The organism is Streptomyces sp. NPDC003036 (genome assembly GCF_040611175.1).
In the GTDB taxonomy this organism is placed as follows: Bacteria; Actinomycetota; Actinomycetes; order Streptomycetales; family Streptomycetaceae; genus Streptomyces.
Genome location: NZ_JBEXNO010000028.1, coordinates 1 through 25403, shown reverse-complemented (window position 1 = coordinate 25403; position 25403 = coordinate 1). Strand labels below are relative to the sequence as shown.

The window sequence follows — 25403 nt, the reverse complement described above, 5'->3', positions numbered from 1 at the left end:
GGTCCTTACATCCGTTCGAAGGAGCGGCGCAGCTCCCAGTCGGTGACCGCGGCGTCGAAGGCGTCCAGTTCGACCCGCGCCATGTTGCGGTAGTGGGCGACGACCTCGTCCCCGAAGGCCGCCTTCGCCAAGGGGCTGTTCTCCCACAGTTCGGCCGCCTCGCGCAGAGTGGTCGGCACGTGGGCGTAGTCCGCGGTGTAGGCGTTCCCCTCGCACGGCTCGGGCAGCTCCAGCTCGTGCTCGATGCCGTACAGACCGGCCGCGACGAGGCCCGCGACGGCGAGGTGCGGGTTGACGTCACCGCCGGGGAGGCGGTTCTCGAAGCGCAGGGAGCGGCCGTGGCCGACCACCCGGAGGGAGCAGGTGCGGTTGTCGTACCCCCAGGCGACGGCGGTGGGGGCGAAGGAGCCGGGCTGGAAGCGCTTGTACGAGTTGATGTTGGGCGCGTAGAGGAGGGAGAAGTCGCGGAGCGCGGCGAGCTGCCCGGCGAGGAAGTGGCGCATGACCGGGGACATGCCGCCGGATCCGTCACCCGCCATGGCGTTGCGGCCTTCGGCGTCCTGGAGGGAGAGGTGGATGTGGCAGGAGTTGCCCTCGCGCTCGTTGTACTTCGCCATGAAGGTGAGCGAGACGCCCTCCTGGGCGGCGATCTCCTTGGCGCCCGTCTTGTAGATGGCGTGCTGGTCGCAGGTGACGAGCGCTTCGTCGTACTTGAAGGCGATCTCGTGCTGGCCGGGGTTGCACTCGCCCTTGGCGGACTCGACGGTGAGGCCGGCGGCCGCCATCTCGTTGCGGATGCGGCGCAGCAGGGGCTCGATGCGGCCGGTGCCGAGGACCGAGTAGTCGATGTTGTACTGGTTGGCCGGGGTGAGGCCCTGGTAGCCGGCGTCCCACGCCTGCTCGTAGGTGTCCTTGAAGACGATGAACTCGAGCTCCGTGCCGACGTGCGCGGTGTAGCCGTGTTCGGCGAGCCGTTCCAGCTGGCGGCGCAGGATCTGGCGGGGCGCGGCGACGACCGGGGTGCCGTCGCTCCAGGCGAGGTCGGCGATGAGGAGCGCCGTGGCCTCGTTCCAGGGGACGCGGCGCAGGGTGGACAGGTCGGGGCGCATGGCGAAGTCGCCGTAGCCGTTGTTCCATGAGGACATCGCGTAGCCGTCGACGGTGTTCAGCTCGACGTCCACGGCGAGGAGGTAGTTGCAGCCCTCCGTGCCGTGCTCCAGCACGTCGGAGAGGAAGAACGGTGCGGCGAACCGCTTGCCCTGGAGCCGCCCTTGCATATCGGGGAAGGCCAGGACCACTGTGTCGATCTCACCGCTCGCGACGAGGGCGCGCAGCTCCTCGACGGTGAGCGGGGGTTTGCGGTCTGCCACGGGAATGCTCCTCCTTCGGTCAGCCGGGAGCCATAAGGTATTGCCGGAGACCATTGCTTGGGAAGGGGAAACCGCTAGGTGGCGAAGAAGAGCGGACCGGAGGACCGGCTCACACCGGTCCTGCGCCCGGTGCGGGCGGGCAACGGCTTCGAGGAGGCGCTGGAGCAGATCCTCCAGGTCGTCCGGCTCGGCCTGGTGCCCGGCGGCGAGCGCCTGCCCGCCGAGCGGGAGCTGGCCGAGCGGATGGGCATCAGCCGGGTCACCCTGCGCGAGGTGCTGAAGGTCCTCCAGGAGCAGGGGCTCGTGGAGAGCCGGCGCGGCCGCTATGGCGGAACGTTTGTGCTGCGCCGCGACCGCGCGCCCGGCGACCAGGGCGAGGAGGAGCTGCGCCGCCGCGTCGCCGTCGTCGACGTCGAGGACACGCTGCGCTTCCGCGAGGTGCTGGAGGTGGGCGCGGCCGGGCTGTGCGCCGCGCACGGGCTCTCCGAGGAGGGCGCGGAGCGGCTGCGTACGGCGCTGCGGGCGACGCACGACGCACCGCTGGAGGACTACCGGCGCCAGGACACGCTGCTGCACCTCACGCTGGCGGAGCTGTCGGGGTCGCCGACGCTGACGGCGCAGTACGCGGCGGTCCGGGCGACGGTGAACGACCTGCTGGACTGCATCCCGCTGCTGGTGCGGAACCTGGAGCACTCCCAGCACCAGCACACCGCGCTGGTGGAGGCGGTGCTGGAGGGGGACCCGGACGCGGCGCGCGAGGTGATGCGGGAGCACTGCGCGGGGACGGCGGCGCTGCTGCGCGGCTTCCTGGCGTGAGCCGGTGTCCGGCCCTGGGCCCGACGGTCCCGGGTCCGGCGTAACCGGAACGTAACGCACGGGGGTTGCGCTCCCCTGCCGGCCACCGCAAAGGTATGGGTCCATTCCATTGGGCCCCGACCGATGCGGGAGCACGCTGCCATGACGCTGGAAGAAACCAAGGACACCCCCGGAGCGGCCGGCTCCGACGACTACCTCAAGCGCCGGGCCCTGCGGCAGGGCAGCGCGGGCTGGCTGCTGCTCACCGGCCTCGGGGTCGGCTACGTCGTCTCGGGAGACTTCTCCGGCTGGAACATCGGCCTGGCGGAGGGCGGTTTCGGCGGGCTCGCGATCGCCACCCTCCTGATGGGCGTGATGTACGCCTGCCTGGTGTACGCGCTCGCCGAACTGTCCGCCATCCTCCCCGCCGCGGGAGGCGGCTACGGCTTCGCGCGCCGCGCGCTCGGCACCTGGGGCGGCTTCCTGACCGGGACGGCCATCCTCATCGAGTACGTCCTCGCCCCGGCCGCCATCTCCATCTTCATCGGCGACTACGTCGAATCGCTCGGCCTGTTCGGCCTGGAGTCCGGCTGGCCGGTGTACCTGGCCTGCTTCGTCGTCTTCATCGGCATCCACCTGTGGGGAGTGGGCGAGGCGCTGCGCTTCAGCCTGATCGTGACGGCGATCGCGGTGGCGGCGCTGCTGATCTTCGCGGCCGGCGCCTTCACGGAGTTCCGTGCCGACGGGCTGGACGACATCCCGGTGGACGGATCGGCCTTCGGGGCGAGTTCCTGGCTGCCCTTCGGCCTGCTCGGCATCTGGGCGGCCTTCCCCTTCGGGATGTGGTTCTTCCTGGGCGTGGAGGGCGTGCCGCTGGCCGCCGAGGAGGCCAAGGACCCGGTGCGGTCCATGCCGCGTGCGCTGTCCCTGTCGATGATGGTGCTGGTGCTGCTCGCCGTGCTGACGTTCTTCGCGGCCACGGGGGCGCGGGGCTCGGCGGCCATCCAGGACGCGGGCAATCCGCTCGTCGTCGCGCTCCAGGGGGACGGCGGCCCGACCCCGCTGAGCCGGTTCGTCAACTACGCGGGCCTCGCGGGCCTGGTGGCGTCGTTCTTCTCGCTCATCTACGCGGGCTCGCGCCAGCTGTTCGCCCTGTCCCGCGCGGGCTACCTGCCCCGCTTCCTGTCGCTGACCAGCCGCCGCAGGTCGCCGTACCTGGGCCTGCTGATCCCGGGTGCGATCGGCTTCGCGCTGGCGGCCGGGACCGGCGACGGCGCGCGGATGCTGAACATCGCGGTTTTCGGCGCCACCATCTCCTACGCCCTCATGGCGCTGTCCCACATCGTGCTGCGGCGCCGGGAGCCGGACCTGCCGCGCCCCTACCGCACGCCGGGCGGGGTCCTGACGTCGTCCGTCGCGCTCGTCCTCGCGCTGTCCGCGCTGGTGGCGACGTTTCTGGTGGACGTGGACGCGGCACTCATCGCGCTGGGGGTGTACGTCGTCGCCCTCGCGTACTTCGCCTTCTACAGTCGGCACCGTCTCGTCGCGAGCGCGCCCGAGGAGGAGTTCGCGGCGCTGGCGGCGGCCGAAGCCGAGCTCGAACGCAACTGAGAGGAACCAGCCGTGCCGAAGCCGCTCATCGGCCTCACCACCTACCTGGACCGCGCCCGGTGGGGCGTATGGGACATGCCGGCGGCGCTGCTGCCGGAGACGTACCCGCGCCTGGTCCAGGCGGCGGGCGGCATCGCCGCGATGCTCCCGCCGGACGCGCCCGCCACGGCCGCGGAGGTGGTGGCCCGCCTGGACGGCCTGGTCGTCGCGGGCGGCGCCGACGTCGACCCCGCACGGTACGGCGCCGAGCGCGACCCCCGTACGGGCCCGGCGGCCGCGGAGCGGGACTCCTGGGAGCTCGCGCTGATCGACGCGGCCCTCGCGACGGGCACGCCGCTGCTGGGCGTCTGCCGCGGCATGCAGCTGCTCAACGTGGCCCTCGGCGGCACGCTGGTGCAGCACCTGGACGGCCACACCGGCGGCGTCGGCGTCTTCGCCGCCCACACGGTGAAGCCGGTCCCGGGCACGCGGTACGCCTCGCTGGTCCCGGAGGCGGTGACGGTCCCGACGTACCACCACCAGGCGGTGGACCGGCTCGGCAGCGGCCTGACCGCTTCGGCGCACGCGGAGGACGGCACGGTGGAGGCGGTGGAGCTGCCGGGCATGCGCTGGGCCCTGGGCGTGCAGTGGCACCCCGAGATGGACGCCGACCTGCGGGTGGTGGAGGGGCTGGTGGCCGCGGCGTCCGCCGGCTAGCCGGTACCCCGCGCCAGCGAGAGCAGGTCGCGGGCCGGGCCCGTCGGGAGCGGGCCCGTCGGCCAGACCGCGCGCAGGGCGCGGTGGAGGTGGACGCCCTCGACCGGGACCTCCACCAGGCGGCGGGAGGCGAGCTCCTCGGTGACCGCGAGCTCGCTGAGGACCGCCGGGCCCGCGCCGGTCACGGCCGCCGCCTTGACGGCCGTGGTGGAGGCCAGCTCCAGCAGCGGGTCCGCGAGGCCGCCGTGGTCGGCGAGGGCGGCGTCCAGCACCTGACGGGTGCCGGAGCCGTACTCGCGCAGCACCAGGGGGGTCGCCGCCAGCTCCGCCGGGGTGACGGGGCCGCGGCGGCGGGCCCAGCGGTGCGAGGGCGCCGCGACCACCACGAGCCGGTCGTGCGCGACGACCACCGCGTCCAGGCCGTCCGGCACCGCGAGGCCCTCGACGTACCCGAGGTCCGCCTCGCCCGCGAGCAGGCAGGCGGCGACGGTCGCCGAGTTGCCCGCCTGGAGCGAGACGGCCGTGTCGGGGCGCTCGGCGCGCAGCGCGATGAGCCACCCGGGCAGCAGGTACTCCGCGATGGTCATGGACGCGGCGACCCGGAGGCGGGAGTCGCGCCGGTCCCGCAGCGCCTGCGCGCCCACGTCGAACGCCTCCGCCGCCTCCACCACCCGCCGCGCCCAGTCGGTGACGAGCGCGCCCGCGTCGGTGAGCCGCGAGCCGCGCGGCGAGCGGTCCACCAGGGCGACGCCGAGCTGCCGCTCCATGGAGCGGATCCGGCTGCTGGCGGCCGGCTGCGTGATGCCCACCTCGCGCGCGGCCCGGCCCAGGCTGCCGTGCCGGGCGACGGCGAGCAGCAGTTCGAGGGCTCCGAGGTCGGGGACGCGATGCGACAGGCTCATAACCTCAGTTTATGGGGTCATAGGAACAAGATTTCTGGTGGCGGGCATCAGCGCAGGTCAGGGTGGGGATATGGCAACAACGCTCGCGCAGTACACCCCCCTCCCCCGCGTCCCCCGCACCCTGGCGGTCCGCCACCTCGGACCCAACTGGTACGCGACGGTGATGGGTACCGCGATCGTCGCCGGCGCGGGCGCCGCCCTGCCCGTCCGGGTGCCCGGCCTGCACACCGCCTGCACCGCCGTCTGGGCCCTGTCCCTGCTGACGCTCGCCGTGCTCCTCGTGGCGCGGACGCTGCACTGGGCGCACCACCGCGACCAGGCCCTGGCGCATCTGCTGGACCCGGCCATGGCGCCGTTCTACGGGTGTGTGGCCATGGCCCTGGTCTCGGTGGGCGGGGGCGCCCTGACCGTCGGCAGGGACTGGATCGGGCTGGACGCGGCCCTCGCCCTGGACGGGGTGCTGTTCACCGTGGGCACGGCGCTCGGCGTGGCGGTCGCGGTGACCGTCCCGTACCTGATGGTGGTGCACCACCGGATAGAGGCGGCGTCGCCGGTGTGGCTGCTGCCGGTCGTGGCGCCCATGGTGTCCGCCGCGCAGGGCCCCCTCCTCGTCCCGCATCTGCCGGCGGGGCAGTGGCAGGGGACGCTGCTGCTCACCTGCTACGGGCTGTTCGGGCTGAGCCTGCTCGCGGTGCTGCTGATGCTTCCGCTGGTCTTCGGGCGGCTGATGACGGGCGGGCCGCTGCCGCTCGCCCTGACCCCGACGCTCTTCCTGGTCCTCGGCCCGCTGGGCCAGTCCACGACGGCCGCGAACAACTTCGCCGACGCCGCACCGCACCTTCCCTACGGGACGACGCTGGCGGTCCTGTACGGCGTGCCCGTCATGGGCTTCTCCCTGCTGTGGCTGGTACTGGCCGGCGCGCTGGTGGTGCGGGCCCACCGGAAGGGCATGGGTTTCGCGATGACGTGGTGGGCGCTGACGTTCCCCGTCGGGGTGTGCGTGACCGGGGCGGAGGGGCTGGCCCGCCACACCGGGCTCACGCCGCTGCTGTGGCTGGCGGTGGGGCTGTACGCGCTCCTGGTGGCGGTCTGGCTGGTGGCCGCGGTGCGGACCGTACAGGGGCTGATCAGCGGAGCGCTGCTCGCAGCGCCGCCGGTGCCGTCGCCAGTGACGGCCCGTACCACGTGAGATGGCGTCCGTCGACGAGCGCGGCGGGGATCCCCTCGAACGCCTCGGGCCCGTCGTCCGCCGTGAAGCGGTACGGCTCGTCCGGCAGCACCACCAGGTCGGCGCCGGAGGCGCGCAGCTCGTCGAGCGGGACGCGCGGGTAGCGCTCGGCGTGGTCCGCGTACACGTTGGCCACACCGAGGCGGGCCAGCAGGTCGCCCGCGAAGGTGTCGCGGCCCAGCACCATCCAGGGGCGGCGCCAGATGGGCACGACGGCCCGGCGGTACGGGTGCGGCGGGGTGAGCCCGGCCCAGGCGGCCTCGGCCTCGTCGAGCCAGCGCGGCCGCGTCCGTACCCCGCAGGCCCGCAGGACGCGGTCCAGCTCCGCGAACGCCTGCTCCAGGGTGCGCACCTCCGTCACCAGCACCTCCGGTCCGGCGGCGCGCAGCGCGGCGAGGTCGGGGGCGCGGTTCTCCTCCTCGTTGGCGAGGACGAGGTCGGGGCGCAGGGCGGTGATGGCGTCCACGTCCGGGTTCTTGGTACCGCCGATACGGGTGACGTCAAGCCCGGACGGGTGAGTGCACCAGTCCGTGGCGCCGACGAGCAGGCCGGGCACCGTGGCGGCGACGGTCTCGGTCAGGGAGGGCACCAGGGAGACGACACGCGGGCGCTCAGCCATCGCGCGGCGCCGTCCCCATGTGCTCGGCGACGGCGACGACCAGGATGCGGGTGGCGGGCCCGGCGGCGCGCCAGCGGTGGCGCACGCCACCGGAGAGGTACAGCGTGTCGCCGCGTTCGAGCCGGTAGGCGCGGCCCTCGGCCTCGACCTGGGCCGCGCCGTCGGCGACGTACAGCAGGGCGTCGTTGCGCAGGACGAGCTCCCGTCCGGCGTCGTGCTCGCCGGTGAACTCGTCGGCGTGCATCTGGTGCTCGCCGCGCACCAGGGGCCGTACGCCGGGCACGCCGGAGGCGTCGTCGGCCCGTACGACGTCGACGGTGCGCGTCGAGTCGGCCGCGTAGAGCAGCTCCACGGCCGTCGTCTCCAGTGCGTCCGCGACCCGCTCCAGGGAGCGGGTGCTGGGCCGGGCGCGCTCGTTCTCGATCTGGCTGAGAAACGGCACGGACAGTCCACTGCGCTCGGCCACCGCGGCGAGGGTGAGCGAGAGCGCTCTTCGCCTCCGGCGGACGGCCGCGCCCACGCGAAGCGTCTCCTTGTCGTCCATCTCTACGGCTCCCTCCCTCTCCGACCACCTTACGCAGCGGCGGTACCACCGAGTAGCGCAACGGGAGGGAAAGGCGCGATACGGCGGGCCTCCCGTGCAGCTCGTCACCGACGCGACGACCGGCTGTCAGTGGGGTGGTGCATGATCGGTGGTGTGACGCGACGCCTGATGCTCCTCGACACCGCCTCCCTGTACTTCCGCGCCTATTTCGGGGTCCCGGACTCCGTGAAGGCGCCGGACGGCACGCCGGTCAACGCCGTGCGCGGGCTGCTGGACTTCATCGCCCGGCTGGTCCAGGACCACCGGCCGGACGAGCTGGTGGCGTGCATGGACGCGGACTGGCGCCCGCACTGGCGGGTGGAGCTGATCCCGTCGTACAAGGCGCACCGGGTGGCGGAGGAGGCCCCCTCGGGGGCGGGCCCGGACGAGGAGGAGATCCCGGACACGCTGTCGCCGCAGGTGCCGGTGATCGAGGCGGTGCTGGACGCGGTGGGCATCGCCCGGGTCGGCGTCGCGGGGTACGAGGCGGACGACGTGATCGGCACGCTCACGGCGCGGGCGGCGGGGCCGGTGGACATCGTCACCGGGGACCGTGACCTGTACCAGTTGGTGGACGACGCCCGGGGCGTGCGGGTGCTGTATCCGCTCAAGGGCGTCGGCAGCCTCCAGGTGACGGACGAGGACTGGCTGCGGTCGAAGTACGGCGTGGACGGGCGGGGGTACGCCGATCTGGCGCTGCTGCGCGGGGACCCGAGCGACGGGCTGCCGGGGGTGCCGGGGATCGGGGAGAAGACCGCCGCGAAGCTCCTGGCGGCGTACGGGGACCTCGCCGGGATCATGGCGGCGGTCGACGATCCGGCGTCGAAGCTGTCGCCGGCGCAGCGCAGGCGGCTGGACGAGTCGCGGGAGTACGTGGCGGTCGCGCCGAAGGTGGTGCGGGTCGCCGACGACGTGCCGCTGCCGCGGTTCGACCCCGCGCTGCCGGCGGCGCCGCTGGATCCGGAGGTGCTGGACGGGCTGGCGGCGCGGTGGGGCCTGGGCGGCTCGCTCGACCGTTTGCTCTCCGTGCTGCGGGGGTGAGGTGTTAGCTTAGGTAAGCCTAAGCAACCATATTCGGGGAGAGACGGGGAGACCACCGTGGCGCAGCAGCCTGCTCGCAAGGCACCGAAGGCCCGCGAAGCTCGTGTCGTTCGCACCGAGCGGCTCACACCGCACATGGTGCGGGTCGTCCTCGGCGGTGAGGGGCTGTCCGATTTCCGCGCGGACGAGTTCACCGACCACTACATCAAGCTGCTCTTCCCGGCTCCGGGTGTGACCTACCCGGAGCCGTTCGACATGGACCGCATCCGGGAGGAGTTCCCCCGCGAGCAGTGGCCGACGACCCGTACGTACACGGTACGGGCGTGGGACGCCGCCGAGCGCGAGCTGACCGTCGACTTCGTCGTTCACGGCGACGAGGGCCTCGCCGGGCCCTGGGCGGCCTCGGCCCAGGTCGGCGAAACGATTCGCTTCCTCGGCCCGGGCGGCGGGTACGCGCCGGACCCGGCGGCCGACTGGCACCTGCTCGTGGGCGACGAGAGCGCGCTGCCGGCGATCGCCGCGTCGCTGGAGCGGCTGCCGGAGGGCGCCGTGGGGCACGCCTTCGTGGAGGTCGAGTCCCCCGACGACGAGCAGAAGATCGCGGCCCCGCCCGGCGTGGAGCTCCGCTGGTTCCACCGCACGGGCCGCCCGGTCGGCGAGGCGCTCCTCACCGCGGTCCGGGACCTGGACTTCCCGCCCGGCGACGTCCACGCCTTCGTCCACGGCGAAGCGGGCTTCGTCAAGGACCTCCGCCGCCACCTCCGCCTGGACCGCCAGATCCCCCGCGAACGCCTCTCGATCTCGGGCTACTGGCGCCTGGGCCAGACGGACGAGGCCTGGCGCGCGATCAAGCGCGACTGGAACGCCCAGGTGGAACGCGAACAGGAATCCCCGGCGGACCCGGCGGCCGCCTGACACTGGCTCTCCGCGACGGCCCATCCGCAATGGCTCGCTGCTCAGGCGATGGCCGGAGGCCGACGGAACCGTGAGGGCGGGCCCCTGAATGCGGGACGCGACCCTTCGAGGGCCCGCCCGGCCGGGTGCGCGGCCCCGAAGGGCCCGGGCGCCGATCGAAAGCAGCCCTGCCGCCCCGGGCGCAGCCGGAGGCAGGTTGGTCGCCGGCCGCCAGGCCGCCTGGCACGGGGCGTCAGCCCCGCCGGGTCCGGGGCGGAGCCCCGGTCTCGGGAAGGGGCGGGGTGGGGGAAGAGCCCGCCGCAGGCGCCTTTGCCCCCACCCCCGCGTCCTCCCCCTCCCCGTACCGCCGCGCCGACGCGTCCACATGCGCCAACCGTCGCAGCGCCGCGAACACCGCCTCCCCCAGCACCGTCCCGATCACCGCGCTCTCCACCAGGTCCTCCCGCTTGACGCCCCCCGCGACGTACGCGAGGTCCACCGCGGCGACGCGCTCCGCCGCGTCCGCGTAGGTGTCCAGGTTCTGCTGGAGGAAGCCCGCGTGCCCCACGCGCCGTAGTGCGGCCAGGGCTCCGGCGAGCACGTCCAGCCCGGGGTTGTCGTCCCCGACGCGCCACCCGCGCTCCGCCACCAACTCCTGCGCCGTCTCGCGGGCCGCCTCCAGCTCCGGGTCCACCTCGCCGCCGCTCTTCGCCGCGAGGCGGTGGGTCGCCTCGCCCAGCACCTTGTGCACCGGCTGCTCCGTGTCGTCGATCGCATCGAGCACCTCGCGCAGGGCCGCCACCGACATCCCGCCCACGTCGATCAGGGCCCGGACCAAGCGGAGCCGACGCTCGTGCGTCTCGTCGTAGGACGCCTGATTGGGGCTGGTCAGCCGCCCGGCCGGAAGCAGTCCTTCCCGTACGTAGTACTTGATCGTCGGGACCGACACCCCGGTTCGTCGGCTCAACTCACCTACGCGCATGCCGCTTCACCCCTTGCTTCGACGACTCTCATCATAGATAGTCTCGCTATCGGATAGCGGATAGCGCCGCTAGCCATAAATTGGGGGGTTCTCATGTCCTTCTCGCACCGGCTGTCATCCCTGCACCGGCCCCTGCTCCTCTTCTCCGCCGCCATGGCGCTCCTCGCTTGTGTCGCGGCCGTGGGACTGGTCGTGGACGAGCGGGTCCTGGCCGGTGCGCCGGTCTGGGCCAAGCCGTTCAAGTTCGCGACCTCGTTCATCGCGTACTGCCTGTCCCTGGCGTGGATGCTGTCGCTGCTGCCCGGCCTCCGGCGCACTGGTTGGTGGGCGGGGACGGTCGTCGCCGTGGCGTGCGCCGTCGAGATGGCGATCATCACCTTCCAGGCGGCCCGCGGAGAGCGCAGCCACTTCAACCAGGGCACGCCCTTCGACAGTGCCCTGTACGACGCCATGGCCGGCACCGTCGTCGTGCTGTGGGCCGCGACGCTCGTCATCGCCGTCCTGCTGTTCCGCGCGCGGCTCGCGGACAGGGCGTCCGCCTGGGCCATCAGGCTCGGGGCGGTGCTGGCCCTGGCGGGCGCCGGACTCGGCTTCCGCATGTCCCGGCCCGCACCGGAGCAGGTGCCAGGCGTCTCCGAGGTGGTCGGCGCGCACAGCGTCGGCGTACCGGACGGAGGCCCGGGCATGCCCCTCACCGGCTGGTCGACGACCGGCGGCGACCTGCGCATCCCGCACTTCGTCGGCATGCACGCGCTCCAGCTGCTCCCGCTCTTCCTGCTCGTCCTCCTCGCCCTGGCCCCCCGGTTCGTCCTGCTGCGCGACGCACGCGTACGCCTGCGACTGGTGCTCGTGGCATCGGCCGCGCACGCGGCGGTCTTCGCCCTGGTCACCTGGCAGGCCTTGCGCGGCCAGCCGCTGGTCCACCCGGACGGCATGACGCTCACCGCCGCGGGTGTCATCGCGCTACTCACCGCGGCCGGCGGCTGGATGGCGCTGCGTACCCCGGCTCGATGCCCGCGTCCGACCCCCGCGCGGCTGGAGCGCGTGACCTGACCGTCCTCTTCTTCGGCCCGAGCGACACAACACGCCCTAGCCTGGACGCATGCGCCACCTCGACCGCGTCACCGGCACCGTCCTGGGCTCCGCCGTCGGCGACGCCCTCGGCGCGCCCTTCGAGTTCGGGCTCCCGGGCGTGTACCGCGCCCGGTTCCCTGACGGCGTCGGCGAGATGTGCGGGGGCGGCGGCTGGGACCCGGGCGAGGCCACCGACGACACACAGATGGCGGTGCTGGTGGGCGAGTCGCTGCTGGAGCGCGGCGACCTCGACCTGCCGGACATCTTCGACCGGTTCCGGCGCTGGGCGGCGGGCGAGCCCAAGGACATCGGGCTCCAGACGGAGGACGTCCTGACCAACGGCGAGCCGTGGGACCTGGCGGCCGCCCTGCACTTCCGGCTCAACGGGCGCGCCGCGGGCAACGGTTCTCTCATGCGGGCCGCCACCTCCGCGGTGTACTTCGCGGGCGCCGGGCGCACCGGCACCATGGCGGCCGCCCGGCGGATCGCGGCGCTCACGCACGGCGACCGGGCCGCATGGGAGGGCACGGCCGTGCTGCACGAGCTGATCCGCGTGGCGCTGGACGGCGCCGACCCCGTAGCGGCGGTACCGGACACCCTCGCCGCCGTGCACGCGGACCACCGGGCACGGTGGGCGACCGTCCTCGCGCCCGGCTGGCATCCGGACCACGCCAGCGAGTTCAACGGCGCGGTCTGGCCCTGCCTGGGCTCGGCGCTCTGGGCCCTGCGCGTGACCGGCTCCTTCGAGGATGCCCTGGCGGCGGCGATCGATCTGGGTGGCGACACGGACACGGTCGCGGCCGTGACGGGCGCGCTGGCCGGCGCCGTGTACGGCGCGGCCGCGATTCCGGCGCGCTGGACGTCACCGTTGCACGTCCCTCTCCCGGGCCACGGCGACCGTGTCCTGCGCGCCCCCGAACTCGCCGCCCTGGCCGAGCGCCTCAGCGGCAAGGCGAGGGCCCGGCCGGAATGATCCGGCCGGGCCCTCGCCTGCACAGGGGGTGAGACGCCGTCAGCCCACCGAGCTGTACGCCACCACGCCCCGCAGCAGTCCGTCGACCGCCTTGCGCGCGCTCTTGGCGACCGTGCTGTCCTCCCGCGGGGCCGCGGCCGCGATCTGGCCGAGGACGTCGATCACCTGCTTGCACCAGCGGACGAAGTCGCCGGCCGGCATCTCCGTCTCACGCAGCACCTCGTCGAGACCGCTGCCGGAGGCCCACTGGTGGGCCGCCCAGGCGAAGCCGAGGTCCGGCTCGCGCTGACCGACGCCCTCCGTCTGGTTGATCCTGAACTCCTCCTCCAAGGCGTCCAGGCGGCCCCAGATCCGGACCATCTCGCCGAGCGCGGCCTTGCTGCGGCCCGTCGGCAGCTTCGGTGCGACGGCGTCGTCCGACTGCCGGGACTCGTACACCAACGCCGAGACGCAGGCGGCCAGTTCGGCCGGGTTGAGGCCCTCCCAGACGCGCTCGCGCAGGCATTCGCTGGCCAGCAGGTCCAGTTCGCCGTAGAGGCGGGCGAGCCGCTTGCCGTTCTCGGTGACCTCGTCGGCGCGGAGGTAGTCCATCTCGGTCAGCAGCGCGACGATCCGGTCGAAGGTGCGGGCGATGGTGTTCGTCCGGCCCTCGATGCGCCGCTCCAGCTGGCGCGTGTCCCGCTGGAGGCGGTGGTACCGCTCCGCCCACCGGGCGTGGTCCTCGCGCTCGTCGCACCCGTGGCAGGGGTGCGCGCGCAGGGCCTTGCGCAGCCGGGCGATCTCGCGGTCGTCGGCCGCCGCGGAGCGCTGCTTGCGCTGCCGGTCCGGGACGATGTGCCCGGCCTTGGTGCGCAGCGCGGACGCGAGGTCGCGCCGCGACTGCGGGGAGCGGGGGTTGAAGGTGCGCGGGATGCGCATCCGCTCCAGAGGCTCCACCGGCACCGGGAAGTCGATGGCGGCGAGCCGCTTGACCTGCCGTTCGGCGGTGAGCACCAGCGGGCGCGGCCCGTCGGCGTGCTCGAAGCCGCGGTGCCCGTTGGACCGGCCGGCCGGCAGACCGGGGTCCAGGACCAGCGCCAGCCCGGCGAACTTGCCGGTCGGCACGTGGATGACGTCACCGGGCTTGAGCTTCTCCAGCGAGGAGGCGGCCGCCGCGCGCCGCTGCGCCGCGCCCTGCTTGGCCAGTTCGGTCTCGCGGTCCTTGAGTTCGCGGCGCAGCCGCGCGTACTCCTCGAAGTCCCCGAGGTGGCAGGTCATGCCCTCGCGGTAGCCCTCGAGCCCCTCCTCGTTGCGCTGGACCTGCCGGGAGATGCCGACCACCGACTTGTCCGCCTGGAACTGCGCGAACGACGTCTCCAGCAGCTCGCGCGAGCGGTGCCGCCCGAACTGGTCGACCAGGTTCACCGCCATGTTGTACGACGGCTTGAAGCTGGAGCGCAGCGGGTACGTGCGCGTGCCGGCGAGGCCCGCCAGGTACTCGGGGTCCATGCCGCGCTGCCAGAGCACGACGGCGTGGCCCTCGATGTCGATGCCGCGCCGCCCGGCGCGCCCGGTCAGCTGGGTGTACTCGCCCGGTGTGATGTCGGCGTGCTGTTCGCCGTTCCACTTGACGAGCTTCTCCAGCACCACCGACCGCGCGGGCATGTTGATGCCCAGGGCGAGCGTCTCCGTGGCGAACACCGCCTTGACCAGGCCCCGTACGAAGAGCTCCTCTACGACCTCCTTGAAGGTCGGCAGCATGCCGGCGTGGTGCGCGGCGATGCCCCGCTCCAGGCCTTCGAGCCATTCGTAGTACCCGAGGACGTGCAGGTCCTCCGTCGGGATGGACGCGGTGCGCTCCTCGACGATCTCCCGCACCCGCCGGCGCGACTCCTCGTCGTTGAGGCGCAGCCCCGCGTACAGGCACTGCTGTACGGCGGCCTCGCAGCCGGCCCGGCTGAAGATGAAGGTGATGGCGGGCAGCAGCCCTTCGGCGTCGAGCCGCTCGATCACCTCGGGTCGTCCGGGTGTCCAGATCCGCGAGCGCTGGCGGCGCTCGCGCTCCCGGTCGGCCTCGCTCATCCTGCCGCGCCGCCGGTCACGGCCGTTGAACGGGCGGGAGTTCTCCATGCGGGCCAGGCGCAGCAGGTCGGGGTTGACCTCGCGCCGCGCGGAGCCGCGGCCGCCGTGGTCGGTCTCCTCCTCGAAGAGGTCGTACATCCGGCGCCCGGCCAGCACGTGCTGCCACAGGGGGACGGGGCGGCTCTCGGAGACGATCACCTCGGTGTCGCCGCGGACGGTGTCCAGCCAGTCGCCGAACTCCTCGGCGTTGGACACGGTCGCCGAGAGCGACACGAGCGTCACCGAGTCCGGGAGGTGGATGATCACTTCCTCCCACACGGCGCCGCGGAACCGGTCGGAGAGGTAGTGCACCTCGTCCATGACCACATATCCGAGGCCGCGCAGCGACTGGGAGCCCGCGTACAGCATGTTCCGCAGGACCTCGGTGGTCATCACGACCACCGGCGCCTCGGAGTTGACGCTGTTGTCGCCGGTGAGCAGGCCGACCTTCTCGGGGCCGTAGCGTTTGACGAGGTCGGCGTACTTCTGGTTGGACAGCGCCTTGATCGGCGTGGTGTAGAAGCACTTGCGCCCCTGCTCCAGGGCGAGGTGCACGGCGAACTCACCGACGATGGTCTTGCCGGAGCCGGTGGGGGCCGCGACCAGTACGCCCTTGCCGTCCTCCAGGGCACGGCAGGCCTCGATCTGGAACGGGTCCAGCTCGAAGTCGTACAGGTCCCGGAAGGGGGCGAGCGCGGTCGCCTGCTCGGCGGCGCGGCGCCGGGCCGCCGCGTACGCCTCCGCGGGTGTGAGGTCTTCTTGGGTCATCTTGTTATCGAGCGTACCCGTCGGCACTGACAGTCAGCTCGATCTTTAATCTGCCTTGCACAACACCACGCGCGGCGAGGGGATGACCGCGGAACGTCGCCGCGCCGCGCCTCAGGTGATGTCGTCGTAGCCGTTCAGCCGCTGCGGACGGGAGCCGCCGGACTCACCGGTGGCCTGCTCGGGCAGGGCGGCACGCGCGGACGACACGGCTTCCACCTCGCCGATCGGGGCCGGGGTGAGGTCGACCGGGGCGGCCTCGTCGTCGTCCAGCTCGGCGTCCGGGTCGTTGCGCCGTCGCCGCTTGTCGTTGAGGAGGGCGATGCCGACGGCGAGGAAGTACAGCAGGATGATGGGCCCGGAAAGGGCGATCATGCCGAGCGGGTCCGTGGACGGGGTGGCGATCGCGCCGAAGACGAAGATGCCCATGATCACACCGCGCCACCAGCCGGCCATGCGCCGTCCGGTGACGATCCCGGCGGCATTGAGCATGATCAGCAGCACCGGCAGCTCGAAGGAGAAGCCGAAGATCAGGACCATCCGGACCGTGAAGTCCAGGATCTTGTCGACTTCGAGCAGGTTGGCCGCGGGGTCCGGCGTGATGCTGAGCAGCACGCTCATGCTCACCGGCATGATCAGGTACGCGACGTAGACGCCGGCGGCGAAGAGCGGGACCGCGGCGGCGGCGAAGTAGTACGTGTACTTCTTCTCGCTCTTGTGGAGGCCGGGCGCGACGAAGGCCCACAGCTGGTAGAGCCAGACGGGGCAGGACAGGACGATGCCCGCCATCAGGACGACCTTGACCGTGGTCGTGAACGGGGACAGCAGGTCGTTGTAGACGATGGTGGCGCACGTGCCACCGGTCTCCATGACTCCCTTCGGGCACCGTTCGACCGGTGACGAGAGGAAGTCCATCAACTCCTGGCTGTAGAACGCCGCGGCGATGGACGTGATGGTGATCGCCAGCATGGCCTTCGCGAGCCGGTTGCGGAGCTCGCGCAGGTGGTCCGCGAGCGGCATCCGCCCCTCGGGGTCCTTCTCCTTCTTACTGCGGGCAGGCTTGAGCAACCCACGTCCTCATCTCGTGCGGCGGGCCGTCGGCGCGGCCGGCGGCCTTGGATCAGCGCTGGGTGGTGTCGGACGGCTCGGTGACCGGGCGGGCGCTCGTCACGTCGCCGGGCGCGGCCTTGATGGTGCGCTGGGCCGGGGGCTGGTCGGCCGGCGGGTCGGCCGGGGCGGGCTGCTGCCCCTCCGTCTTCATGGCCTTGGCCTCGCTCTTCAGGATGCGGGCCGACTTGCCGAGCGAACGGGCCATCTCCGGGAGCTTCTTGGCGCCGAAGAGGAGGACGATGGCCAGGACGATGAGAGTGATCTCAAGGGGGCCGATCTGTCGGAACATAACTGTTGTCTACCTTCTCACCGAGGCGGCTTGGGGCGGGCTCCCGACCGGTGAACCGGACTGGTGTCCGAGCCAACGGCCGTCAGGATCGTAACGCGCACGGGTAAACGCCCGGCAATCCCTGTGCGTACTCCCGTTTGCGGCGGATATCGGGAATCCGTCGCAATCAGCAGCGTACCTTCCGGCAGTGGACGCGAGGAGGCCGCGTGCGCTATCGCGTCACCGCAGCGTCTCGCCGGTACGGGCCAGATCGGTGGCCGCCCGTTCCAGGTCCTCGGCCGCACGGTTGATCCGCTGAGTGGCGTGCGTCACTTGACGGCCGAGGCGCTGGGCCTCGATGAACACCCGGATCCCCAGGACGCCGAGGACGGCGATGCCGAGGAAACCGAGGGCGATGGCGAGCATGGGCCAGAACATGCGCAGAGCCTAGACCTCGTCAGACGGTGGAGTGGAGGCGCAGCGTCCGCACGCCGCCCCCGGTGAGGAGTTCGATGATGCGTTCGCCGGCCGGCTTGCGGACGGCCGAGCCGCACGCGGGGCAGGTGAAGGAGTAGAAGGTGGTACGGCGGCTGGCGCCGATGGCGAGCCGGAGCGAGCCGGCGGAGAGCTCGCAGCGGGCGTGGCACTCGGAGCAGGCGGCCTTGAAGAGGACCGGCACGAGTGACGAGGCCACGGTCCCGGTTCCCGCGCCGGCCCCGACACCGGCCCCGGCACCGGATCCGATTCCGACACTGTCTCCGGTTCCGGGCGTCGCGGACATATCGCTCAATCCCCTCGGCTTTCCGTCTACTCGCCGGCTCCCATATGGCCGGTTCTCGGCGGCCGTCGTCTCACGCAGGAGGCGTCAGGCGCCGTCGTACGCGGCCAGCGCCTCGGCCGCGGCCCGCCGCGCGCTCTCGGCCAGGTCCGACGGCGAGACGATCCGCCCGTCCCGCCCCAGCCGCAGCGCGAGCCGCCGCAGCGAGGCCGGATCGGGCGTGCGCACGGTGATGCGCAAGCCGCCGTCGGGCAGCTCCTCGGCGCTGTCGTGCGGGTAGTACTCGGCGACCCAGCGGCCGCCGGGGCCCACCTCGATCACCACTTCGGGGTCGTCGGCCGACGGCTGCACGAGCCCCTCCGACAGGTCGCGCAGCTCGATCTCCGGCGGCGCCGACGGCTCGTCGAGGATCCGGATCTCGGCCACCCGGTCGAGCCGGAAGGTGCGCCGCGCCTCGGAGAGCCGGCACCAGGCCTCCATGTACGTGTGGCCGACGGCGAAGAGCCGGATCGGGTCGACCTCGCGCTCGGTGAGCTCGTCGCGCGCGGGCGAGTAGTACCGCACCCACAGCCGGCGCCGCTCCGAGATGGCGCGGTCGACCTCGGCGAAGACGCCGCCCTCGGACTCGAAGGTCACCGAGAGGCGGGAGCTCGCACCCGCCGCCTCACCGGCCGCCGCCTCCAGCTTCGCGGTGGCGCGCAGCAGCGCCTCACGGTCGCCCTCGCGCAGCCCCGGCAGGGTGGCGACGGCCCGCGCCGCGACCAGCAGCGCGGTCGCCTCGTCCGCGGCGAGCCGCAGCGGCTCGGCCGCCTCCGCCGCGAGGGCGGCCGGGTTGTGCCACCAGATCCGCTCGCCGTCGGTGTCGATGTCCAGCAGGTCGCCGCCGCGGAAGCTGGTCCCGCACATGGGCAGCACGTCGAGGTCCGAGATCAGCTCGTCCTCGGTGATCCCGAAGGCCCGGGCGACGTCGCCGACGTGCGCGCCGGGGCGCTCACGCAGGTACGTCACCAGGGACAGCATCCGCCGGGTCTGGTCGATCGCGTTCGTGGCCATCGTTTCGTACGTCCCCTCAGCCCTTGGCCACGGCACGCAGCCGGTCCACCACGTCGGCCCGCAAATCGGCCGGTTCCAGTACGACGACGTCCGGCCCGAACTCGACGAGCCAGGCGTCCAGGCCGTGCCCGTACGGAATCTCCAGCTCGTCCCAGCCGTCGCCCAGCTCCGTCACGGACAGGGCGCGGGCGCGCAGCGGGTAGCCGCAGTCGGCGCGCAGCCGGATCCGCGCGGAGCGGGTCGCGCTCTCCCCCGCCCACCGCTCGACGGTCTCGCGGACGGTCGAGACGTCCGGTACGGGCGCGGTGAAGGCACCGGCCCGGGAGCGGACCGTGCCGGTGATCCGGGAGAGGCGGAAGACGCGCCCGGCGCCGCGCTCGCGGTCCCAGCCGGCCAGGTACCAGTGGCCGCGCCAGCACTCCAGCGTCCACGGCTCGACCTGGCGGGTCTCCGGGCGGGCGGCGTTGGCCTTGCGGTACTGGAAGACGACCGGGCGGCGGTCGCGGCAGGCCAGCATGAGCGGCTCGAACGCGGCCTCGTGGACCGGGATGCGCGGTTCGAGGGCGCTGTGCCGGTCGTCGAAGGCGTCCTCGGTCTCGGGCATGCCCGCGGCGCGCAGCTTCTGCAGGGCGCCGCTGGCGGCGCCGGCGAGGCGGGCCTGCTGCCACACCTTGGCGGCGAGGCCGAGCGCGGCGGCCTCCTCCGCGTCGAGCTGGACGGGCGGCAGGCGGTTGGAGTCGCGGCGGGCGAGGTAACCGGTCTCGCCGTCGAGGTTCTCCACGGTCTCGATGACCAGGCCCAGTTCGCGCAGGTCGTCCTTGTCCCGCTCGAACATGCGGTTGAAGGAGTCGTCGGAGCCGGCTTCCAGATACGCCTCGATGGAGCCGCGCAGCTCGCGCTTGCTCAGCGGGCGGCGGGTCCCGAGCAGGCACAGCGCCAGATTCATCAGCCGCTCGGCCTTGGCAATGGCCATCGACGCCCTGCACCCACCTCTGCTCGTGGAGACACTCTCGGCGATGACGGTACCGCCCCGGGGTGTCGCGGCAAAAGCCGAGGCCCACGCCGCGGAAACGGCGTGGGCCTCGAACGACCGGTACGACCGAGAACGGTCCGACGGCCGGGACGCGTCAGCGCTTGCGGACGGCCACCAGGTCGCAGACGAAGATCAGGGTCTCGCCCGGCGCGATGGCGGAACCGGCACCGCGGTCACCGTACGCGAGGTGCGCGGGGATGATCAGCTGGCGGCGGCCGCCGACCTTCATGCCCTGCACGCCCTTGTCCCAGCCCTGGATGACCTGGCCGACACCGAGCTGGAAGTCCAGCGGGGTGCCGCGGTTCCAGGAAGCGTCGAACTCCTCGCCGGTGGAGAAGGCGACACCCACGTAGTGGACCTTGACGAGGTCGCCGGCCTCGGCGACCTCGCCGTCGCCCTCCCAGACGTCCTTGATCTCAAGGTCGGCCGGCGGCTCGCCGCCCGGGAAGTCGACCTCGGGCTTGTCGATGCTCACGGAAACATGCTCCTTGATGTGCGATGTGCAAAGGGCCAGTCTTACAGACGCCCGCTCACACGACCCCGAGGATGTCCACCGAGAAGACGAGCGTCGCCTTGGGCGGGATCGGTCCCTGACCCTGGTCGCCGTACGCCTTGTCCGGCGGTACGACGAGGAGCACGCGGCTGCCGACCTTCTTGCCCGCCAGACCCTCGGACCAGCCGGGGATGACGTTGGCCAGCGGGAAGGTGATGGGCGCGCCCTTCGAGAAGCTGCTGTCGAACTCCTTGCCGCCGTCCCACAGGACACCCTTGTAGTGCACGGCGACCGTGTCGCTCGGCTTGACGGCCGGGCCGGTGCCCTCGATGACGTAGTTCGAGACCAGCTTCTTCGGCGCGGCCTTCTTCGGCACCTCGATCGCCGGAGCCTTGCCGTCGGTGTTGGTACCGACCTTGGGCAGGTCGATGTTGTCCTGCGCGACCTCGGTGCCCTTGGCGGAGGACATGAAGGTCGTGGCCTTCACGATGTCCATCACGAAGACGAGGGTGGAGTTCGGCTTGATCTGGCCCTGGCCCTGCGCGCCGTAACCGAGCTCCGGCGGGATCGACACCTCCAGGCGGCTGCCGACCTTCTGGCCGTCCAGCGCCTTCTGCCAGCCCTCGATGACACCGCCGCCGCCGATGGACACGGAGAAGGGCTCGCCGCGGTCGAAACTGTTGTCGAAGGGCTTGTCGGAGTCCCAGGTCTGCCCGAGGTAGTGGACCTGGGCCTGGTCGCCCTTCTTGAGCTGCTGGCCCTTGCCCTCGCTGAGGACCTCGACCTTGAGCTCCTTGGGCGGGTCGCCCTCGCCCTTGGCGAGGGTGGGCTTCTCTCCGAACTTGGCTCCCGCGGTGATCGCCGGGAGGCCGTTCTTCATCGAGGCGGTATCGGAGGCGTTGGAGCCCTTGTCGTCGCCGCACGCCGCCGTGGACAGCAGCAGCAACGGGACGACGAGTAGGCCGGCAAGTCGGCGCACGTGTTCCTCAGATCTCAGACGGCACAGTGGTCGTCCGCCACTCTAGGGCGTGACAGAGCCCCGCACGAGAAACGTACGGGGCCCTGTTCTCGTCCGGAGGGATCCGGATCACATCCCGGCGATCAGCTTCTCCACCCGGTCGTCGACCGACCGGAAGGGGTCCTTGCACAGCACCGTGCGCTGCGCCTGGTCGTTCAGCTTGAGGTGCACCCAGTCGACCGTGAAGTCCCGGCGCTGCTCCTGGGCGCGGCGGATGAAGTCGCCGCGCAGCCGTGCGCGGGTGGTCTGCGGGGGCACGGACTTGCCCTCGAAGATCTTCACGTCGTTGCAGATCCGGGCGGCCTGGCCGTTCTTCTCCAGCAGGTAGTAGAGCCCGCGCCGACGGTGGATGTCGTGGTACGCGAGGTCTATCTGGGCGACCCGCGGGTGCGACATGGTCATGTTGTGCTTGGCCCGGTAGCGCTCCAGCAGCTTGTACTTCATGACCCAGTCGATCTCGGTGTCGATCCGGTCGAGGTCCTCCTGCTCGATGGCGTCGAGGGTGCGGCCCCACAGCTCCAGCACCTGGGCGACCGTGCCGGTGCGGATGCCGCGCCGGTCGACGAAGTCGACCGCCTTGTCGTAGTACTCGCGCTGGACCTCCAGGGCGGATGCCTCCCGCCCGCTGGCGAGCCGCACCTTGCGCTGTCCGGTGATGTCGTGGCTGACCTCGCGGATGGCCCGGATCGGGTTCTCCAGGGTGAGGTCGCGCATGACCGTGCCCGCCTCGATCATGCGCAGGACGAGGTCGGTGGCGCCGACCTTGAGCAGCATGGTCGTCTCGGACATGTTCGAGTCGCCGACGATGACGTGGAGCCGGCGGTAGCGCTCGGCGTCGGCGTGCGGTTCGTCGCGGGTGTTGATGATGGGCCGGGAGCGGGTCGTGGCGGAGCTGACGCCCTCCCAGATGTGCTCGGCGCGCTGGCTGACGCAGTACACGGCGCCGCGCGGGGTCTGCAGCACCTTGCCGGCACCGCAGAGCAGTTGCCTTGTCACCAGGAACGGAATGAGGATGTCCGCGAGCCGGGAGAACTCTCCGTGGCGGGCGACCAGATAGTTCTCGTGGCAGCCGTAGGAGTTTCCCGCCGAGTCGGTGTTGTTCTTGAAGAGATAGACGTCGCCCGCGATTCCCTCCTCGTGCAGACGGCGTTCTGCGTCGACGAGCAGGCCTTCCAGAATGCGCTCGCCGGCCTTGTCGTGGGTGACCAGTTCGGTCACGTTGTCGCATTCGGGCGTTGCGTATTCCGGATGCGATCCCACGTCGAGGTAGAGACGGGCGCCGTTCCGCAGGAAGACGTTGCTGCTGCGGCCCCATGACACGACACGGCGGAAGAGGTAGCGCGCCACTTCGTCAGGAGACAGTCGGCGCTGTCCCCTGAACGTGCACGTGACGCCGTACTCGTTCTCCAGCCCGAAAATGCGGCGGTCCATGACTGAACATTACGCCTGATGGCCTGTGCTGAAACCGGGTTCGACTACACCGTTTCGATCATTTTCCGAAGTCGCCACGACATCGTCGGCGGGCTGTGCCGTACGCGGCGGAACCGCCAGCACCCGCTGGGTGGCCAGCAGCACCAGCAGGGCGGCGAATCCGGCGGCGCCGGCGACGGCGAAACTCGCGGCCGTGCCGGCGAGCTCTACTGCCGGACCCGCCACGGCCGTTCCCGCCGCGGCGCCCACACCGAACGTGGTGACCAGCCAGGAGAAGGCCTCGGTGACCGTGCCGCGCGGCGCGTGCCGGTCGACGACGATGAAGGCGCAGGCGATGGCGGGCGCCAGGAAGACGCCGGAGAGGGCCGCCAGGGCGGTCATGGGAATCACGCCCGGGGTGAGCATCAGCGGCAGATAGCCGAGCGCCAGCAGGGCCACGAGGGCGCTCAGCCGCCGTTCGGGGGCACCGGCCCACTGGCGGGCGCCGTACAGCCCGCCGCCGATCAGGGCGCCGAGCCCGAGGGCGGCCATCAGCCAGCCGTACACCGACGGGCTGCCGTGGTCCTCGGCGTACGCGTACGCCGCGACCGTGATCGAGCCCAGGGCGAGCCCGACGAAGAAGAAGGACCCGAGCAGCGCGAGCAGCCCGGGCGAGCGCAGGGCGCCCAGCCAGTGCGCGTCACGGGGCGCGGAGCGCCAGGTGCGGGACGGCTCGGAGACGACGACGGAGAGGGCGCCCAGGACGCCGAGGGCGTTGATGACCAGCAGCGCGGCGGAGGGCGACCAGAGCGCGACGAGCAACGTGACGAGCAACGGACCGACGGTGAACATGACTTCCTGGGCGATCGCGTCCATGGCGTACGCCCGGTGCACCCGGTCCTCGCGGCCCAGCACGCTCGGCCACAGGGCGCGCAGTCCGCCTTCCAGGGGCGGGGTGAACAGTCCGGCGACGGCGACGGCCGCGTACGTCAGCGGCAGGGGGTCGGTTCCGGTGAGGACCAGCAGCGCCATGCCGAGCGCGGAGACGACGGCGGCGGGCAGCTGCACGCGGGGCTGGCCGTAGAGGTCGACGGCGCGGCCGAGGAGGGGCTGGCCGACGGCGTTGGCCAGGCCGTACACGCCGGCGAGGGCGCCGGCGAGGCTGTAGCTGCCGCCCTCCGCCCGGGTGAAGACCATGATCGCGATGGGCCCGGTGCCGTTGGGCAGCCGCCCCACGAGGGTGCCGACGAGCAGCCGGAGGGCGTGGGGTGCCCGGAGTATGTCGGCGTATCCGCCGGCCGTGGCGGCCATGTGCTGCCCCTCTCCCCCGGCGGCGAGCCGAGGTTTTACGTATAACGTCCTGCGTCATACGTACCATGACGGCATTCCGCGGGTCCAGCCCGCGGCCCTTGATCGTCGAGACGTCGAGACGCGGAGGCGCGCGTGCACCACCCGGACCCGGACCCCGCACCCAGGGCCGCGGCCCCGCCCACCAGCCGGGACGTGGCACGCGCGGCCGGGGTGTCGCAGGCCACCGTGTCGCTCGTGCTCGGCGACAAGTGGCGCGGGCGGGTATCGGAGCGGACCGCCGCCGTGGTGCGGGACGCGGCGGACGAGCTCGGCTACCGGCCCAACCTCGCCGCGCGCAACCTGCGCCTCGGCCGCACGCGCACGGCCCTGCTGGTGGTGCCCGCCCTCACCAACGAGTTCTTCGCCCGCGTCTACACCGGCGCGGCCGCCGTCGCCGCCGAGCACGACTTCGGCGTCGTCCTCTACCCCTCGCCCGAGGGCATCGGCCCGGCGAAGGACCCGTTCGCCTCGGCACGCGCGGCCCTGGACGGCGTCATCGCCTCCTCGATGGCCGCCGACGCGCTGCGGGTGATCCGCGGCACGGACCTGCCCCTGGTGATGCTCGACAGCGACCCGGCCGACCCGGGCGCGGCCGCCCATGTGAACCTCGACGTCGCCGACGGCATGCGGCAGGTGCTGGACCACCTGCTGGACCTGGGCCACCGCCGCTTCCTGCACCTGTCGTCGGCCGTGCCGTCCTGGACCTTCGACGTTCGGGCCCGGGCCCTCGCCTCCCGCCTGCACGGCGTGCCCCACGTCGACGTACGGACCGTCCCGGCGCCCCTGAGCGTCGCGGGCGGCCGCGAGGCGGCCGAGCGGGCGCTGAGCGGACCGGGGCCCCGCGCCACGGCCGTCGTCTGCGACGACGACATCCTGGCGGCGGGCGCCTGCAAGGCGGTACGGCGCCTGGGGCTGCGGGTGCCCGAGGACGTGTCGGTCACCGGCTTCGACGACCTGGCGCTGGCCACCGCGGTGGAGCCCGAGCTCACTACGGTGCGGCTGCCCGCCGAACGCATCGGCGAGCGCGGCATGGCAGCGCTCCTGGCCGTGCTGACGGGCCGCTCCCCGGAACCCGGCGACCTTCCGGTGACGCTGATGCCCCGCGGCTCCTCGGGCCCCGCGCCCGCCTAGCCGGGCCCGGCGCGTGGATGCCCCCGGCCCGCCTGAGCAGTGAGGGGGGGGGCCCCGGCGGGAGGGAAACCCCGGGGACACCCCCCAACCCGCAAGCCCACGGGGGGGCGGGGGGGGGGGGGCGCG

Annotated in this window: 25 protein-coding genes; 9 read left to right on the top strand and 16 right to left on the bottom strand. The window is 72.5% G+C overall.

Going from position 1 to position 25403, the window contains the following annotated elements; translation table 11 throughout:
• Positions 1-5 precede the first annotated feature (5 nt).
• Positions 6-1370, bottom strand: coding sequence for a glutamine synthetase family protein (locus ABZX67_RS21170; protein WP_355362380.1), 1365 nt, complete (start codon positions 1368-1370; stop codon positions 6-8).
• A 78-nt stretch (positions 1371-1448) separates the two neighbouring features.
• On the opposite strand from ABZX67_RS21170, the gene ABZX67_RS21165 reads away from it, so the two are divergent.
• From ABZX67_RS21165 to ABZX67_RS21155, 3 genes are all read left to right on the top strand, one after another.
• Positions 1449-2186, top strand: coding sequence for an FCD domain-containing protein (locus ABZX67_RS21165; RefSeq protein ID WP_355362378.1), 738 nt, complete (start codon positions 1449-1451; stop codon positions 2184-2186).
• A 141-nt stretch (positions 2187-2327) separates the two neighbouring features.
• On the top strand, positions 2328-3776 hold the full coding sequence (eat, locus tag ABZX67_RS21160) for an ethanolamine permease (protein ID WP_355362376.1): 1449 nt from the start codon (positions 2328-2330) through the stop codon (positions 3774-3776).
• Between the two features lie 12 nt (positions 3777-3788).
• Entirely contained in the window at positions 3789-4472 is a 684-nt protein-coding gene (locus ABZX67_RS21155; protein ID WP_355362374.1) for a gamma-glutamyl-gamma-aminobutyrate hydrolase family protein, read from the top strand.
• Here the strand turns inward: ABZX67_RS21155 and ABZX67_RS21150 are convergent.
• Entirely contained in the window at positions 4469-5374 is a 906-nt protein-coding gene (locus tag ABZX67_RS21150) for a LysR family transcriptional regulator (RefSeq protein ID WP_355362372.1), read from the bottom strand. The two genes, ABZX67_RS21155 and ABZX67_RS21150, sit on opposite strands and share 4 nt — an antisense overlap.
• Positions 5375-5444: 70 nt before the next feature.
• On the opposite strand from ABZX67_RS21150, the gene ABZX67_RS21145 reads away from it, so the two are divergent.
• Positions 5445-6563, top strand: coding sequence for a TDT family transporter (locus ABZX67_RS21145; RefSeq protein WP_355362370.1), 1119 nt, complete (start codon positions 5445-5447; stop codon positions 6561-6563).
• On the opposite strand, the gene ABZX67_RS21140 is transcribed toward ABZX67_RS21145, so the two are convergent.
• Both ABZX67_RS21140 and ABZX67_RS21135 read right to left on the bottom strand, forming a co-directional pair.
• A complete protein-coding gene (locus ABZX67_RS21140; protein WP_355362368.1) occupies positions 6502-7221 on the bottom strand; it encodes a helical backbone metal receptor in 720 nt (239 codons plus the stop codon). The genes ABZX67_RS21145 and ABZX67_RS21140 overlap by 62 nt on opposite strands.
• Positions 7214-7765: a helix-turn-helix domain-containing protein gene (locus ABZX67_RS21135; protein ID WP_355362366.1), complete on the bottom strand. Its 552-nt coding sequence runs from the start codon at positions 7763-7765 to the stop codon at positions 7214-7216. Before ABZX67_RS21135 ends, ABZX67_RS21140 begins: the two co-directional genes overlap by 8 nt.
• Before the next feature lie 168 nt (positions 7766-7933).
• Between ABZX67_RS21135 and ABZX67_RS21130 the strand changes: the two genes are divergently transcribed.
• A complete protein-coding gene (locus ABZX67_RS21130) occupies positions 7934-8845 on the top strand; it encodes a 5'-3' exonuclease (RefSeq protein ID WP_355362499.1) in 912 nt (303 codons plus the stop codon).
• Between the two features lie 57 nt (positions 8846-8902).
• Positions 8903-9760, top strand: a complete 858-nt coding sequence (locus tag ABZX67_RS21125; protein ID WP_355362364.1) for a siderophore-interacting protein — start codon at positions 8903-8905, stop codon at positions 9758-9760.
• 232 nt (positions 9761-9992) lie between these two features.
• On the opposite strand, the gene ABZX67_RS21120 is transcribed toward ABZX67_RS21125, so the two are convergent.
• The gene (locus tag ABZX67_RS21120; RefSeq protein ID WP_355362362.1) at positions 9993-10721 is read right to left on the bottom strand and encodes a MerR family transcriptional regulator; all 729 of its coding nucleotides are present in this window, start codon (positions 10719-10721) and stop codon (positions 9993-9995) included.
• Between the two features lie 93 nt (positions 10722-10814).
• Here ABZX67_RS21120 and ABZX67_RS21115 point away from each other — a divergent pair, with 93 nt between their 5' ends.
• Positions 10815-11774 carry a hypothetical protein gene (locus ABZX67_RS21115; RefSeq protein ID WP_355362360.1) on the top strand — a complete coding sequence of 320 codons (960 nt, stop codon included), beginning with the start codon at positions 10815-10817 and terminating at the stop codon, positions 11772-11774.
• 49 nt (positions 11775-11823) lie between these two features.
• The gene (locus ABZX67_RS21110; RefSeq protein ID WP_355362358.1) at positions 11824-12768 is read left to right on the top strand and encodes an ADP-ribosylglycohydrolase family protein; all 945 of its coding nucleotides are present in this window, start codon (positions 11824-11826) and stop codon (positions 12766-12768) included.
• A 39-nt stretch (positions 12769-12807) separates the two neighbouring features.
• Here the strand turns inward: ABZX67_RS21110 and ABZX67_RS21105 are convergent, their stop codons facing one another.
• From ABZX67_RS21105 to ABZX67_RS21055, 11 genes are all read right to left on the bottom strand, one after another.
• Positions 12808-15636: a DEAD/DEAH box helicase gene (locus ABZX67_RS21105; protein WP_355362356.1), complete on the bottom strand. Its 2829-nt coding sequence runs from the start codon at positions 15634-15636 to the stop codon at positions 12808-12810.
• A 111-nt stretch (positions 15637-15747) separates the two neighbouring features.
• Positions 15748-16701: a twin-arginine translocase subunit TatC gene (tatC, locus tag ABZX67_RS21100; protein WP_355362354.1), complete on the bottom strand. Its 954-nt coding sequence runs from the start codon at positions 16699-16701 to the stop codon at positions 15748-15750.
• A gap of 52 nt (positions 16702-16753) precedes the next feature.
• Positions 16754-17032 (bottom strand): Sec-independent protein translocase subunit TatA, encoded by a 279-nt coding sequence (gene tatA / locus ABZX67_RS21095; protein WP_355362353.1) that lies wholly within the window; start codon positions 17030-17032, stop codon positions 16754-16756.
• Between the two features lie 219 nt (positions 17033-17251).
• Complete coding sequence (locus tag ABZX67_RS21090; protein WP_355362351.1) at positions 17252-17449, bottom strand: hypothetical protein; 198 nt, start codon at positions 17447-17449, stop codon at positions 17252-17254.
• Between the two features lie 19 nt (positions 17450-17468).
• Positions 17469-17705, bottom strand: a complete 237-nt coding sequence (locus ABZX67_RS21085; RefSeq protein ID WP_355362349.1) for a hypothetical protein — start codon at positions 17703-17705, stop codon at positions 17469-17471.
• A gap of 171 nt (positions 17706-17876) precedes the next feature.
• Positions 17877-18842 (bottom strand): WYL domain-containing protein, encoded by a 966-nt coding sequence (locus ABZX67_RS21080; protein ID WP_355362347.1) that lies wholly within the window; start codon positions 18840-18842, stop codon positions 17877-17879.
• A gap of 16 nt (positions 18843-18858) precedes the next feature.
• Positions 18859-19815, bottom strand: coding sequence for a WYL domain-containing protein (locus ABZX67_RS21075; protein WP_355362345.1), 957 nt, complete (start codon positions 19813-19815; stop codon positions 18859-18861).
• 154 nt (positions 19816-19969) lie between these two features.
• Positions 19970-20350 (bottom strand): FKBP-type peptidyl-prolyl cis-trans isomerase, encoded by a 381-nt coding sequence (locus ABZX67_RS21070; protein ID WP_355362343.1) that lies wholly within the window; start codon positions 20348-20350, stop codon positions 19970-19972.
• A gap of 55 nt (positions 20351-20405) precedes the next feature.
• Positions 20406-21347 (bottom strand): FKBP-type peptidyl-prolyl cis-trans isomerase, encoded by a 942-nt coding sequence (locus ABZX67_RS21065; RefSeq protein ID WP_355362341.1) that lies wholly within the window; start codon positions 21345-21347, stop codon positions 20406-20408.
• A gap of 108 nt (positions 21348-21455) precedes the next feature.
• On the bottom strand, positions 21456-22817 hold the full coding sequence (gene pafA / locus ABZX67_RS21060) for a Pup--protein ligase (protein ID WP_355362339.1): 1362 nt from the start codon (positions 22815-22817) through the stop codon (positions 21456-21458).
• A gap of 9 nt (positions 22818-22826) precedes the next feature.
• The gene (locus ABZX67_RS21055) at positions 22827-24107 is read right to left on the bottom strand and encodes an MFS transporter (RefSeq protein WP_355362337.1); all 1281 of its coding nucleotides are present in this window, start codon (positions 24105-24107) and stop codon (positions 22827-22829) included.
• Positions 24108-24239: 132 nt separating this feature from the next.
• Between ABZX67_RS21055 and ABZX67_RS21050 the strand changes: the two genes are divergently transcribed.
• Complete coding sequence (locus ABZX67_RS21050) at positions 24240-25277, top strand: LacI family DNA-binding transcriptional regulator (RefSeq protein ID WP_355362335.1); 1038 nt, start codon at positions 24240-24242, stop codon at positions 25275-25277.
• Positions 25278-25403 lie beyond the last annotated feature (126 nt).

Coding starts and splice junctions, on each gene's coding strand:
- ABZX67_RS21130 (WP_355362499.1), top strand. CDS start 7,934: ATGCTCCTCGACACCGCCTCCCTGTACTTCCGCGCCTATTTCGGGGTC.
- ABZX67_RS21115 (WP_355362360.1), top strand. CDS start 10,815: ATGTCCTTCTCGCACCGGCTGTCATCCCTGCACCGGCCCCTGCTCCTC.
- ABZX67_RS21080 (WP_355362347.1), bottom strand. CDS start 18,842: ATGGCCACGAACGCGATCGACCAGACCCGGCGGATGCTGTCCCTGGTG.
- ABZX67_RS21090 (WP_355362351.1), bottom strand. CDS start 17,449: ATGTTCTGGCCCATGCTCGCCATCGCCCTCGGTTTCCTCGGCATCGCC.
- ABZX67_RS21140 (WP_355362368.1), bottom strand. CDS start 7,221: ATGGCTGAGCGCCCGCGTGTCGTCTCCCTGGTGCCCTCCCTGACCGAG.
- ABZX67_RS21145 (WP_355362370.1), top strand. CDS start 5,445: ATGGCAACAACGCTCGCGCAGTACACCCCCCTCCCCCGCGTCCCCCGC.
- ABZX67_RS21120 (WP_355362362.1), bottom strand. CDS start 10,721: ATGCGCGTAGGTGAGTTGAGCCGACGAACCGGGGTGTCGGTCCCGACG.
- ABZX67_RS21055 (WP_355362337.1), bottom strand. CDS start 24,107: ATGGCCGCCACGGCCGGCGGATACGCCGACATACTCCGGGCACCCCAC.
- pafA (WP_355362339.1), bottom strand. CDS start 22,817: ATGGACCGCCGCATTTTCGGGCTGGAGAACGAGTACGGCGTCACGTGC.
- ABZX67_RS21150 (WP_355362372.1), bottom strand. CDS start 5,374: ATGAGCCTGTCGCATCGCGTCCCCGACCTCGGAGCCCTCGAACTGCTG.
- tatA (WP_355362353.1), bottom strand. CDS start 17,032: ATGTTCCGACAGATCGGCCCCCTTGAGATCACTCTCATCGTCCTGGCC.
- ABZX67_RS21075 (WP_355362345.1), bottom strand. CDS start 19,815: ATGGCCATTGCCAAGGCCGAGCGGCTGATGAATCTGGCGCTGTGCCTG.
- ABZX67_RS21105 (WP_355362356.1), bottom strand. CDS start 15,636: ATGACCCAAGAAGACCTCACACCCGCGGAGGCGTACGCGGCGGCCCGG.
- eat (WP_355362376.1), top strand. CDS start 2,328: ATGACGCTGGAAGAAACCAAGGACACCCCCGGAGCGGCCGGCTCCGAC.
- ABZX67_RS21110 (WP_355362358.1), top strand. CDS start 11,824: ATGCGCCACCTCGACCGCGTCACCGGCACCGTCCTGGGCTCCGCCGTC.
- ABZX67_RS21135 (WP_355362366.1), bottom strand. CDS start 7,765: ATGGACGACAAGGAGACGCTTCGCGTGGGCGCGGCCGTCCGCCGGAGG.